Annotated in this window: 8 protein-coding genes and 1 tRNA gene; 5 read left to right on the top strand and 4 right to left on the bottom strand. The window is 64.7% G+C overall.

The features are described 5' to 3' along the window. From JQ617_RS17645 to JQ617_RS17660, 4 genes are all read right to left on the bottom strand, one after another. Positions 1–5,520, bottom strand: coding sequence for a trifunctional serine/threonine-protein kinase/ATP-binding protein/sensor histidine kinase (locus JQ617_RS17645; protein ID WP_502754883.1), 5,520 nt, complete (start codon positions 5,518–5,520; stop codon positions 1–3). A 347-nt stretch (positions 5,521–5,867) separates the two neighbouring features. Continuing rightward, positions 5,868–7,259: an ABC transporter substrate-binding protein gene (locus tag JQ617_RS17650; protein WP_349630625.1), complete on the bottom strand. Its 1,392-nt coding sequence runs from the start codon at positions 7,257–7,259 to the stop codon at positions 5,868–5,870. A 72-nt stretch (positions 7,260–7,331) separates the two neighbouring features. Beyond that, positions 7,332–7,408: transfer RNA gene (locus JQ617_RS17655), tRNA-Arg, on the bottom strand. 265 nt (positions 7,409–7,673) lie between these two features. Continuing rightward, complete coding sequence (locus tag JQ617_RS17660) at positions 7,674–9,173, bottom strand: ATP-binding protein (protein ID WP_212027398.1); 1,500 nt, start codon at positions 9,171–9,173, stop codon at positions 7,674–7,676. Between the two features lie 347 nt (positions 9,174–9,520). Here JQ617_RS17660 and rpmH point away from each other — a divergent pair, with 347 nt between their 5' ends. From rpmH to JQ617_RS17685, 5 genes are all read left to right on the top strand, one after another. Then, positions 9,521–9,655, top strand: a complete 135-nt coding sequence (gene rpmH, locus JQ617_RS17665; RefSeq protein ID WP_008542748.1) for a 50S ribosomal protein L34 — start codon at positions 9,521–9,523, stop codon at positions 9,653–9,655. A 27-nt stretch (positions 9,656–9,682) separates the two neighbouring features. After that, positions 9,683–10,108, top strand: a complete 426-nt coding sequence (rnpA, locus tag JQ617_RS17670; protein ID WP_212027399.1) for a ribonuclease P protein component — start codon at positions 9,683–9,685, stop codon at positions 10,106–10,108. A 16-nt stretch (positions 10,109–10,124) separates the two neighbouring features. After that, a complete protein-coding gene (gene yidC, locus JQ617_RS17675) occupies positions 10,125–11,978 on the top strand; it encodes a membrane protein insertase YidC (RefSeq protein WP_212027400.1) in 1,854 nt (617 codons plus the stop codon). Between the two features lie 167 nt (positions 11,979–12,145). Further along, a complete protein-coding gene (yihA, locus tag JQ617_RS17680; RefSeq protein WP_063693244.1) occupies positions 12,146–12,799 on the top strand; it encodes a ribosome biogenesis GTP-binding protein YihA/YsxC in 654 nt (217 codons plus the stop codon). After that, positions 12,799–13,164: a DUF423 domain-containing protein gene (locus JQ617_RS17685; RefSeq protein WP_186467659.1), complete on the top strand. Its 366-nt coding sequence runs from the start codon at positions 12,799–12,801 to the stop codon at positions 13,162–13,164. The genes yihA and JQ617_RS17685 overlap by 1 nt, the downstream gene beginning before the upstream one ends. Positions 13,165–13,233 lie beyond the last annotated feature (69 nt).

Genomic DNA, 13,233 nt, shown 5'->3' on the forward strand with positions numbered 1-13,233 from the left:
TTACCTCCCGACAGCCAACTCCTCTTCGGCGTTGGGCAGTGTGAACCGGAACACGGCGCCGCGCGGCTCGTTGACCGACGCCCACAGCTTGCCGCGATGTGCATCGATGATGGATCGGCAGATGGCGAGCCCCATTCCCGTCCCGCTGGGCTTGGTGGTATAGAACGCCTCGAAGACGCGCTCGATATGCGCAGGATCGATCCCCGGTCCGGAATCCCGCACCGCCACGACGACCCCCGTCGGCTCACGCTCCGTGCTGATGAGCAGCTCCCGCGCGGCCGGCTCGACCGAGCCCATCGCTTCCACTGCGTTGAGGATCAAGTTCAGCATGACCTGCTGCAACTGAACGCGATCTCCCTGGACGGGAGGCAATCCATCGGCAAGCCGGATCTCGGCCAGGACGCCGCTGCGCACCGTCATGCTGCGCGCGAGCGCGGCCACCTCGGCAATCGCCGCGTTGAGATCGAAGCGATCCTTTCGCGGCGGCGATTTCCTGATCTGCTCGCGAATCCCGCCGATGATATCTCCGACCCGATCGGTATCCGATACGACCGAGGTGATCGCCTCGATCGCCTCGCCCAGATCAGGCGGCGCCATCTCCAGAAAATTCTGCGCCGCGCGCGCATTGTTGCGGGCGCTCGCGATCGGCTGCGTGATCTCATGCGCCAGCGACGCCGCCAATCCTCCGAGCATGCTGACACGGTTCATGTGGGCGAAATCGGACTCCAGCTGACGCAGCGCGTCTTCGGCGCGCTTGCGCTCGGTCAAATCAAGGACGAAGGATACGCCCTGGTTGCCGTTCTCCTCGAAGGTCGTGGCGCCGACGAGGACAGGCACGCGGCTGCCATCCCGTCTGAGGTATTCCTTCTCGTAGGGCTGTGCGACGCCGGTCTTTTTCAGATCGTCAACGCCCCGCGCGCTGCGATCGCGCCATTCCGGCGGTGACAGGCCGGTCCACAGCATGCGGGCGTCGGCAAGGTCCCGACGGTCGTAGCCGAGCATGCGGAGGAATGCGTCGTTGGCCTCCAGGATCCGGCCATCGAAATTCCACATGAAGATTCCGATGATGCTGGAGTCCGCCAGCCGGCGGATCTTGGCCTCGCGCTCTTCGAGGTCGCGGTAGAGCCTGGCATTCTCGAGCGAGATCGCGGCTTGCGAGGCGAGCAGCTTCAGAACCGCGATCCGCGCCGGCACGAAGGCGCGGGAGCTGAGATTGTTCTCGAGATAGAGCACGCCGATCAGCTTGGTCTGATTGATCAAGGGCAGGCAGAGAACCGAACGAGCCTGGTGCTGATCGATGTAGGGATCCGCGACAAACGGATTCCGGGCCGAGGCATCGTCGAGGAGCACGAGCTCGTGCGTGCGCTGGACATAATGGAGGATCGATTCCGGCAAGGCAGCCGCGCTGACGGCGACATCGCCCGACTGCACGACAATGGCGTCGTCGCCGGTCCTGGCCTCTGCGGCGATCCGCAATTCGCTGCCGAACGGCAGCAGCAGCAGCCCCCTTTCCGCGCCGGCCTGCTCGATCGCGGAACGCATCAGCGTGTCGAGCAGCTTTCCAAGCACGATCTCGCTCGAAGCCGTCTGCAGCACGTTGGTCACGGTGGCAAGGTCGAGATACTCGACCGGCACGCCGAACGTGCTTGTCGGGCTCCTCGGCTGTTGCTCCCCTGCGAGTTCGGGGTGCTTCTCGTCGAGCTGCATCACCTTGGCGGCAGCACCCCAACGGACATAGCAGTGCCGGGCATTGCGAAGGTAGGCGTGCGCACTCGTCTCCAGACCCAGCGTCGTGTAGAAATGCGACGCGATCTCGTTGGCGATCGCCTCGTTGTGGACGAAGCCGTTGGCGCGGGCGAGCCTCACCGCGCGCTCGTAGAGATCAATCGCCTCGCGGTCCCGTCCTCGCAACCGGGCGATCTCCGCTCCGACCAATGCGGCGCGGTGCTCGAAGTTTTCCGGGCAATTGCCAGACCATTCCTGAAGCTGATGATGGTGGGCGGCCAATGCGTCCAGATGCGCGTCGCGCTCCGCTTCGCCGGGCGCGCCGCAGGCAGCCGCCCGGGCCAAGGCCGCATAGAAATGATACTCCGCCCGCTCGAAGAACGCGGGCGATGTCCAGAGAAGGCGTTCCGCCTGTGCGGCCGCGATCATCGCGGCGGCATGGTCACCGGCGAGCACGCGGGCTTGCAGCTTCCGGATCCAGTACCAGCAGGCGGCCAGCGCGAGCCGCGAGTCCGCAGCCAGATGCTGCTCGAATCCCGCCTCGTCGAACCCGTCCTCATCGAAGCAGCCGAACGCCGGCGTCAGTCCGCGCAGCGTCCGGATCAACTGGCGCTGCCCGGTAATTCGATCTACGACAAGGCCGAAGCGGGATTGTCGCGCGAAATCGAGCCCTGCGTCGGCCGCGCGCTGCACCGCATCGAGCGGATCGCCGCAGGCCAGAAGATGCGTCACGAAGTGAGTCCGGCTAAAGGCTCCATAGGTGAGATCGCCGGCGTCGTGCGCCGCGTCCAGGGCCTGCTGCAGCAGCTCGCGGCTGGTGCGGATGTGCTTCGTCCACGGAATGATGTGGTGCCCGAAAGTCACGTAGATGCGCGCCTTGAAGCGATCAAGCCCGAGCTGCGTCACCAGCTTGAAGCCGAGCTCACCGAAACGGAACGCCGACTTGTAGTCGTTGAAGCGGCGACCCAGCACCGTGCCGAGAATGGCATAGCCGTAGCCCGACGCATCGCTGTTGCCGTGCTGCAGGCTCGTATTGGCCATGCGGCCAATGACGAGGCAGTAGAGGTTCTCGTCAGTGTACAGCGCGGGCGTGATCGCCGCGGCGAGCACCTCCATGGTCGCTTTCCAGACAGGGGCGTCCATTTGCGGCAGCTCGAACAGCGCCTCGATCGGACGCGAGCCGATCTGCTGCCAGATGCGCTCGTACTCGCGCTCGACGTCCTCGCTTGCCGGGTGGGCCGACCAGGTGATGTCGACGCCGCGCAGATAGTCGAGGGTGACCTCGACGCTTCGGTCGCTGCGATCGAGGGTCGTGTAAAGCTCGATCTGCAGACAGGTGATCGCAGCGCGGTCGAGCAGATCGCCAGCGCGCGCCGACAGCATCGCCAGGCGGCTTTCGGCGTCCGCGAGCGCTCCGGTCAGGAACTCGCATTCGGCGCGGTTCAGCGCGAGCGCAAAAGCGATGTCGGGCCGGCTTTGCCACCCCTGGTCACCCAGAAGTGCTTCACCGGCGACGAAATACCCCAACGCCGAATTGCTGGCCATCGTGGCCTTGGCCCGCTTTCCCGCGAGCAGATTGAGTTCGGCCAGCCGCTCACGTTCCTCGACCGCGGTCAGAAGCGCCGCGCCGCGGTTGAGGTGGCGAACGATATCGAAGACGGATTCTTCGGTCGCCGTCACCGCCGCGCGGGCCTCGAGCAGGCGACCGATCCGCAGATGCTCCTCAGCCAGATTGCTTTCGGGGATGAGACCGTAGCCGGCTTCCTGGACACGGTCGTGCACGAACCTGTAGAGCCCGTCTGAATGCACCACCAGCCCGGCCTGCATCGCGGCCCACATTGCAACGTCAACGGCTGCTTCGTCTCGATCGTGAACCGTGGCCAGCGTGCCGGCCGCCGCCTTGTTGCCGAGGCAGGCCATGAGTTGCAGGACGCGTTGCGTCTCCACGGGCAGGCGCTGCAGCTTGCCCAGCATGAGGTCCACCACGTTTTCGGTGTAACCCTTGTTCTGGATGCGCTCGAGCTCCCAGGACCAGCGCCTCTGGGCGTGATCGAACACGAGCAAGCCCTCTTCCGCGAGCGCCGTGAAGAACTCGACGGTGAAGAAAGGATTTCCGGCGGTCTTCTCGTGCACGAGCCGGGCCAGCGGCGAGACGAACGCCGGCTCGGAGCGCAACGCATCGGCGATCAGCCGTTCGACATCACCTAGCCGGAGCGGGCTCAGCACGATCTCCTGCACACGCCCGCCGGCGTTACGAATTGCCACCAGTCGCCGCATCAGCGGATGCGTATCCGTGACCTCATTGTCGCGGTAGGCGCCGACCAGCAGCAAGTTGCGCAATTCGGATTGGGTCGCCAGATATTCGAGGATATCCAGCGTCGCGATGTCGAGCCATTGCAGATCGTCGAGGAATAGCGTCAGCGGATGCTCCGGACGTGCAAACACGCCCAGCATGCGGCCGAACACCAGCTGGAAGCGGCGCTGCGCTTCCTGCGGCGGCAGCTCGGAGACGGGTGACTGCGGTCCGATCAGCGCCTCGAGGATCGGCACCAGATCCACCATGAGGTGGCCGTTCGGGCCGAGCGCCTCCCGCATGGCATCGCGCCAGGGCGCCAGCGCGGCATCGCTCTTGCCGAGCAGCGATCGCACCAGGCTGTGGAGTGCCTGGGCGAGCGTCGCATAGGGGATGTCACGATTGTACTGGTCGAACTTGCCCGCGGCGAACAATCCGCGGGGCAGCACCAGCACCTTGTGCAGCTCATTGACGACCGACGACTTGCCTATCCCCGAATAGCCGGAGACCAGCACGAGCTCGGCCGCACCGCTGCCGGTCGCCCGGTCGAAGGCGGAAAGCAGGGTCGTGATCTCTCGTTCGCGGCCATAGAGCTTTTCAGAGATCAGCAACCGGCCGGGCGTGTCCTGCTGGCCCAGCGGAAATTCGTCGATGATGCCCTGACGCTGCCAGTCGGCCAGGCAACGTTGCAGATCCTGCGCAACGCCGGCAGCGGTCTGGTAACGCTCCTCCGCGGTCTTGGCGAGCAGCCTCATGATCACGGCCGAGACCGGGCCCGGCACGGCCGGCGAACGTTCGGCGGGCGACAGAGGCTGCCGCGCGATATGACAATGTACCCACTCCATCGGATCGGTGGCGGAGAAGGGCAAGGCGCCGGTGCAGCACTGGTAAAGCGTAATCCCCAACGCGTAGAGATCGCTGCGCGCGTCGATCGATCGATTCATCCGGCCGGTCTGTTCGGGCGCCATGTAGGCAAACGTACCGGCGATCACCTCGGGCGGAGCCGGCACCTGGCGTTCGCGCGGCAGGCGCGAAGCGATGCCGAAGCCCGTCAGCCACACTTGTCCAGTGTCAGGATCGTAGAAGACGTTGGCAGGCTTGATGTCCTTGTGAATGATCCCGCGCTGATGCAATCCGTGCAAAGCGGCCGAAAGGTTGATCGCGAGCCGCAGGAATTTTTCGACATCCATCGCTTGCGCAAGATGCCTGTCGAGGAGCTCCCCGCCGGGATCTTCGAGAACGAGCATCGTCCGCCCGGCTTCGCGACTGAGCTCGATGGGCCTTGCAGCCCATGCGCGATCCAGCTCGTCCCTCAGCTCGTATTCATGCGCGAGACGATCGAGAACTGCGCGTGCCGGGTGCTCGACCGCGGGCATCGCGATCAAAATTGCGGATTGATCAGGGCCGCTTCGCCGCGCCCGCCTGTACAGGACGCGATCGGCGCCTTGCGACAAGAGCTCGAAACCACCAAGCCCATCGGCCCTGAAGACATCAAACGGCAGGCCGCTTGCAGGCGGAGTAACGGTCGAAGACATCCAGGCACCCCTCTGGTGCGCGTCCGATCCTCTTCCCCCTGCCGGCCGTTCGCATTTTCGCGACCAATACGCTCGCCCCTGGCCGGGTTGCGCAATGAAATGGATGCACGAAATCGGACAGCAACCTGTCCGACGGTGTGAGGTTAGGCCGCACCAACGCGCCACGATATACCGATCAATCGCGTCAATAGAAGCAGCTCGCCGTGCGAACTGACGATCACCGTGCGAAAGTGAAATTTATCGGTAGAACGTGCAAAGGGGCCCACCCGGTGCGCCAGCGCACCTTCCGGCCTGCTTCGTCCCGACCAGACGCGTCAGCGCGCAGCGAGCGGACAGCCGCCGTCTTTCAGCGCTTGAAAAGCCTGATCGCCCGGGATGGTCTTCATGATATTGTAGTAGTCCCAGGGCCGCTTGACGTCCGCGGCCGATTTCACCTCGGCGAGATACATGTCGTGGACGAGCCTGCCGTCCACGCGCAGCGGGGCGTTCTTGGCATAGAAATCGTCGACCGGCAGCTCGCGCATCTTCGCCATCACGGCCTTGGACTCGTCGGTGCCCGCTGCGCCAATAGCGCGCAGATAATGCCGGACCGCCGAGTAGATGCTCGCCTGGACCATCGTCGGCATGCGCCCCTGGCGATCGAAATATCGCTGCGACCACGCGCGCGTTTCCGAGTTGCGATCCCAATAGAACGCCGTGACGAACTTCAGTCCCGCGGCTGCTTCGATGCCCATGCTCTGGACATCCGATAAGAACACCAGAAGGGCCGCCACCGATTGACGTCCGGTGATGCCGAATTCTTTCGCCTGCTTGATGGCAGTGACCATGTCGCCGCCGCTGTTCGCGAGCGCGATCACCTTCGCGCCGGACGCCTGCGCCCGCAGAAGATACGAACTGAAATCCGACGTATTGAGCGGATGCCGCACGCTGCCGAGTACTTTGCCGCCGGCCGACCGCACGGCGTTCGCGGCACTTTCCTCCAGGGAATGGCCGAACGCGTAGTCGACGGTGACGAAGAACCAGGTGTCTCCGCCTTGCGCCACGATGGCCTTCGCCAGGCTGGTGGTCAGCGCATAGCTGTCGTAGACCCACGACGCCGACGTTTCGGTGCAGGATTTCCCGGTGAACGCCGTGCTGCCGACGGCGCCTGCGATCACGATACGATTTTGATCCGCGGCGAGTTGCTGCACGGCGAGCGCGACGGCGGAATTATCGAACCCGATCGCCATGTCGACCTTGTCGACTTCGAACCATCTGCGCGCAATGGCCGCACCGACATCAGGCTTGTTCTGGTGATCGGCGAAGACAACCGAGATCGGTTTGCCCAAAACCGTACCACCGGCATCTTCGACAGCCATTTTCGCCGCCGCCACCGAGCCGGGTCCGCCGATGTCGGCATAAAGACCGGATTGATCGTTCATGACCCCGATCCTGACGACGTCATCTGAGACTTGCGCCCGTGCCTGCGCGGCTGCCAAAGCCATCAGGCTCCCGATCATCGCGGCAATGAATCGATCGATTCGCATCTGGATCGCCTTCGGCAATGAGAGCTCGCGCGCAGGAGCGGCCGCCTCTTGCCAGGACCTTATCCAGCAACGTTCGACATCAACAGACGAGAGATGGCGGTCGAGCCAGATGATCCGGCGAAAACGAAAATTGAAAAGCTTGGTCGCTGACAAACTGACGAGCGCTGTTGCCGCGCCCATGGCAGGCCTGCGGCAACACGCGATAGCGCGCCCGGATGGGACCTAGGACAAATTCAGGAAATCAGAGCCGAATGGCGCGCCCGGAACGATTCGAACGTCCGACCCTCAGATTCGTAGTCTGATGCTCTATCCAGCTGAGCTACGGGCGCGTTTTTCGCTGACAGTGCGGGCATGACCCACACGCGGCCCCCGGCGAGGCCGGAGGGGGTGCGAAAGAGCGCTCTGACTAACCGCTCTTGTCCCGATTGGCAAGGTCCGGGATGCGGAGATTTTGCAGGGAGATGACGGTTGGCCCCCGGTCATTCCGGGGCTCTCGAAGCGAGAACCCGGAATCTCGTGCCTAAAACCTCTGGATTCCGGGTTCGGCGCTTTGCGCCGCCCCGGAATGACGGGTTCTGTCGGCCACTGGCCGACCTACGCCCTCTGCCGCTCGTTGCGGATGGAGAGGAGTTCCACGGGGCGGTCGGGGATGACGATCCGGAAAGTGGCGCCGAGGGTGCCTTCGACCAGGTGGATGTCGCCGCCATGGGCGCGGACCAGCTCGGCGGCGATCGCGAGGCCAAGGCCGCTGCCGCCGGGGCGGCCGGAGGTCTGGAAGGCCTCGAACAGGTGCTCCCGCGTCTTCTGGGGCACGCCGGGGCCGGTATCGGAGACCTCCAGGATGGCGACGGCGCCCTCGCGTTTGCCGGTGATCCGGATCTGCTGCGCTCCGCCATCGCCGGTCGCGTGGCTTTCCAGCGCCTGGGCGGCGTTGCGGACGAGGTTGAGCAGCACGCGGAACAACTGGTCGGGATCGGCGTCGATCGCGAGCCCGCGCTCGATCGCGGCAACCCAGGCAATCGAGGCGTCGGACGCAAGCCCCGCGGTCTCGCGCACCTCCAGCACCACGGGCTCGATCAGGATCATGCGGCGGTCGGGCGCAGCTTCCTGGGCGCGGCCATAGGACAGCGTCGACTGGCAGAAGGCGATGGCGCGCTCGAGCGAGCGCACGAGCTTTGGCGCAAAGCGCTGCACCCGCGGATCCGGCACGCTGGCGAGCTGGTCCGACAAGAGTTGGGCCGACGCCAGCAAATTGCGCAGATCGTGATTGATCTTGGACACTGCGAGGCCGAGCGCGGCGAGGCGGCTCTTCTGATGCAGCATCGACATCAGGTCGCGCTGCATGTCCGACAACTCGCGTTCGGCGACGCCGATCTCGTCGCTGCGCTGGCTCGGAACGATGATTCCCGCCGAACTTTCAGGGTTTTCGTGGAAACCGACCAGGCTCGCGGTCAGCCGCCGCATCGGCCGCACGAAGAGATAATGGAGCGCGAGATAGACGAGGCCCGCGGTCAGCACGCCGATGATCAGCGCGACCACCACGACGTTGCGGGAGAAACGGTACATCGACTGCCGCAGCGGCAATTCGTCGGTCACGATCTCGACGAACTGGGCGTTGCCGACGCCGGGGCCAACTATGCGGATGGCCTGGTTGCCGGTCTCCAGCATCATCTGGAACGAGCCGGTGATCGCCTCCCAGGCGGTCATGTCGCGCAGGTCGACATCATGCTCGATCGCGGCCGGCAGATTGTCGCTGGCGAGCAGCCGGCGCTGCTGGCCCATCTTGATGGCGACGGCGCGCGCATTGATGCTCTTGAGGATCTCGCGCGAGAGCGAATCGGGGACCATGCCGAGCGGGGCGGCATCCAGCACCAGCGCCGCCGTGTTGGCGGCCGCGACGCGGTCGTTGAGGCGGTTGACCCAGAAGTTGGCGATGGCGGGCACGTAGAGCAGGACGGCCGCGATCATGACCAGGGGGACGGTGAGCAGCAGCAGCTTGCCCGACAGGCCAAGACCGTCCGGCCCGCGCGGCCGCGTGACGGGCGGGTCCCGCTGGTCCAGATCCTGGCCCGACTGGAGGTCTGTCGCCGCCACGAAATTCGCCCTCGCTGCCTTGAAGAATGAAGGATGCGGTCCGCCCAAGCCCCGGTCAAATTACGGATCGCTAATCTGCCGAGGTGGGATGTAAGCGCTGATAGGGCGAGTCGCCACCTTCAGAGTTAAAAACCCCGCACAAACAGCGATATTCATCGGAATCGTGCGCTTGTGCGGCGTTGACGAAAACAAGACGCTCCCTTATAAGCCGCGCAAATTGTCCGCGATGACCCGGTGTGACGCCGGGAGCGGCTCTCTTGGGGCCGAAAAGGGCCCGTTTGGGCCGCATCTTCCGGACTTTACCATCAATTCTACAGGCAAATTGCCCGGTCAGCGGAGAAAAACCCGTGAAGCGGACTTATCAACCCAGCAAACTGGTGCGCAAGCGCCGTCACGGTTTCCGTGCCCGTCTCGCCACTGCCGGCGGCCGCAAGGTTCTCGCCGCCCGCCGCGCCCGCGGCCGCAAGCGTCTGAGCGCCTGAGCCGGACCCCCTTTTTGGGATTTCATCATGGATCGGCTGAGGCAGCGGGCGGATTTCCTCGCCGTTGCCAATGGCGCGCGGGCGAATAGTCCCGCGTTCGTCCTGCAAAGCCTTGACCGCAGAAGCCTTGGCCGCGACGACAGCGGCCCGATCCGGATCGGTTTCACCGTCACCAAAAAGAACGGCAACGCCCCCGAGCGCAATCGCATCCGGCGCCGGCTTCGCGAATTGGTGAAGCGGCTCGATCCGGTGTCGATGCAGCCCCATCATGATTATGTACTGGTCGGCCGAAGGGACGCGCTGTCGCGCGACTTCGCCACCATGCTCGACGATCTGCGCATAGCCTTCTCGAAGCCCGCGCGGCATACGGCCAGGGGGACTCACAAGGGACCCCCGAAGGGACGTGGCCAGAGGCCAGACGCCACTGCCCCTGCCAGCCGCAAACCGGATTGATGACGAGACATTAGAGATGACCGACAATCGCAATACCATCCTCGCCGTCATTCTGTCGGGCCTCGTCCTGATCGCCTGGCAGTATTTCTACAACGTGCCGGCGATGGAGAAGCAGCGCGCCCAGCAGCAGGCGCAGGCCGAGCTGCAGAAGACCACGCCGCAGCCGACCGCCTCCGCAACGCCGGGCGCGACGCCGCAGGCCGGCGGCGCGCAACCCACGACGCCCGGTGCGAGCCAGCAGAGCCAGCAGCCGGTCGTGGCCCGTGACGCCGCGATCGCCGCCAGCCCGCGCGTGAAGATCGACACGCCGCGCCTCGCCGGCAGCGTCTCGCTGAAGGGCGGCCGCATCGACGACCTCGCGCTGGTGCAGTACCGCGAGACGGTCGACCCGAAATCGCCGCCGATCGTCCTCTATTCGCCCTCGGGCACCGCAGAGCCCTATTACGCCGAGTTCGGCTGGGTGGCCGCGACCGGCGTGACCGCGAAGATGCCCGACGCCCAGACCGTCTGGCAGCAGGACGGCAGCGGCAGCCTGACGCCGACGACACCGGTGGTGCTGAAGTGGGACAATGGCGACGGCCTCACCTTCCGCCGCACCATCTCGGTCGACGACCATTATCTCTTCACCATCAAGGACGAAGTGAGCAATGTCGGCAACGCGCCGGTCACGCTCTATCCGTTCGCGCTGATCTCGCGCCACGGCGCGCCGCAGGTCTCGGGCTACTACATCCTGCATGAAGGCCTGATCGGCTATCTCGGCGACGAGAAGCTGCAGGAATATGCCTACAAGAAGGTCGACGAAGCCAAGCAGGTGAACTTCAACAACGTCACCAATGGCTGGCTCGGCATCACCGACAAGTACTGGGCGTCGGCGCTGCTGCCCGACACCAATGCCAAGCTGCAGGCGCGCTTCTCGTCGAACCCGTCCGGCAACCTCCACACCTACCAGACCGACTACCTGCTCGACCCCGTCACCGTCGCGATCGGCGGCACCGCGACCGCGAATGCGCGGCTGTTCGCGGGCGCCAAGGAAGCCGGCGTCGTCGGCGTGTTCCCGTTCGCCGGCCTCGGCGGCTACAACAAGGAGCTCGGCCTCAACCACTTCGATCTCTTGATCGACTGGGGCTGGTTCTACTTCATCACCAAGCCGATGTTCCTCGGTCTCGACTTCTTCTACCGCTTCTTCGGCAATTTCGGCATCTCGATCCTGCTCGTGACCGTGATCGTGAAGCTCTTGTTCTTCCCGCTGGCGAACAAGTCCTACGCCTCGATGGCGAAGATGAAGTCGATCCAGCCGCAGCTGCAGGCGCTGAAGGAGCGCTTCCCCGACGACAAGGTGAAGCAGCAGCAGGAGATGATGGAGATCTACCGCAAGGAGAAGATCAATCCGGTCGCCGGCTGTCTTCCCGTGGTGATCCAGATCCCGGTGTTCTTCTCGCTCTACAAGGTGCTGTTCGTCACCATCGAAATGCGGCACGCACCGTTCTTCGGCTGGATCAAGGACCTTTCGGCGCCGGATCCGACCAATCTGTTCAACCTGTTCGGGCTGATCCCGTTCGATCCGACGACGATTCCCGTGTTCGGCCATTACCTCGCGCTCGGCATCTGGCCGATCATCATGGGCATCACGATGTGGTTCCAGATGAAGCTGAACCCGACGCCGCCGGATCCGACGCAGCAGATCATCTTCAACTGGATGCCGCTGATCTTCACCTTCATGCTGGCCGGCTTCCCGGCGGGTCTCGTGATCTACTGGGCCTGGAACAATCTGCTCTCGGTGCTCCAGCAGAGCTTCATCATGCGCCGCAACGGCGTGAAGGTGGAGTTATTCGACAATCTCAAGGCGACGTTCGCGAGGAAGGCGACGTAGCCGTCCGATACTGTCAGGCAAGTGCCTCCACAGCGTCATGCCCGGGCTTGTCCCGGGCATCCACGTTTAGGAGGGTGCCCGGCAGAGCGACGTGGATGGCCGGGACATCTGTGCGAAGACGCGCTTCGCGCTTTTGCCCGGCCATGACGCGAGGGTAGACTTTTCAGATGACCGACAAGTCAGACGACAGACTGATCGAAGCCGGGCGAAAACTGTTCGCGCGGGACTGGCAGTTCATCTGGGCCTCGCCGTCGATCGCGACGCTGCCGCCGATGGACGGGCTCGAGGTCGCCTTTGCCGGCCGCTCCAATGTCGGCAAGTCCAGCCTGATCAACGCGCTCACCGGCCGCAACGCACTGGCGCGCACCTCGCATACGCCGGGCCGCACCCAGGAACTGATCTTCTTCGAGGTCCCCGGCAAGAAGGACCTGCGCCTCGTCGACATGCCCGGCTATGGCTATGCCAAGGCGCCGAAGAGCCAGGTCGCGTCCTGGACCGAGCTGATCCACAAATTCCTGCTCGGCCGCGCCTCGCTCGCGCGCGTCTATGTGCTGATCGACTCGCGGCATGGGCTCAAGGACGTCGATCTCGAGATCCTGAAGACGCTCGACCGCTCCGCCGTCAGCTACCAGATCGTGCTCACCAAGGCCGACCAGGTGAAGGCCGGCGAGCTAGAATCGCGCATCGCCGAGACCGAGGCGGCGCTGGCCAAGCATCCGGCCGCATTCCCGAGCGTGCTCGCGACCTCCTCGCGCAGCTCGACCGGCATGGAGAGCCTGCGCGCCGCGATGGCAAAGCTGCTGGAAGAGCGGGCCTCGTGATGGTGGCGCACCGCCTGCTGATCGGGCTTGCCGGTTTGATGGGCGCCGCCGGCGTCGCGCTGGCCGCAGCCTCGGCCCACGGCGCAGATGCGAGCCGGCTCGCCTCCGCCAGCGCCATGCTGCTGTTTCATGCAACTGCCATACTTGCGGCGATCGGATTGCTCGCGCGCGGCCTTCTGCACGGCGGAATTGGCCTCGTTGCGGCGGCTGGCTTCGTGATCGGTGCCGCGCTGTTCGCGGGCGATCTCACCTTGCGGCAATATGCCGGCCACGCGCTGTTTCCGATGGCCGCGCCGACCGGCGGAACGGTGATGATCCTGGGCTGGCTGGCGGTGACGCTCGCGGCAGTGGTGGCGAGGAAGTAGGTCTCGTGCCCCGGACGCAGCGCAGCGCTCCAGCGATGCGCTGCTGAGCCGGGGCCCACGCCGCTTTCT

Origin of the sequence: Bradyrhizobium sp. KB893862 SZCCT0404 (assembly GCF_018130885.1) — a bacterium.
GTDB lineage: Bacteria > Pseudomonadota > Alphaproteobacteria > Rhizobiales > Xanthobacteraceae > Bradyrhizobium > Bradyrhizobium stylosanthis.

Coding starts and splice junctions, on each gene's coding strand:
- yihA (WP_063693244.1), top strand. CDS start 12,146: ATGACCGACAAGTCAGACGACAGACTGATCGAAGCCGGGCGAAAACTG.
- JQ617_RS17685 (WP_186467659.1), top strand. CDS start 12,799: ATGGTGGCGCACCGCCTGCTGATCGGGCTTGCCGGTTTGATGGGCGCC.
- yidC (WP_212027400.1), top strand. CDS start 10,125: ATGACCGACAATCGCAATACCATCCTCGCCGTCATTCTGTCGGGCCTC.
- JQ617_RS17650 (WP_349630625.1), bottom strand. CDS start 7,259: ATGGGCGCGGCAACAGCGCTCGTCAGTTTGTCAGCGACCAAGCTTTTC.
- rnpA (WP_212027399.1), top strand. CDS start 9,683: ATGGATCGGCTGAGGCAGCGGGCGGATTTCCTCGCCGTTGCCAATGGC.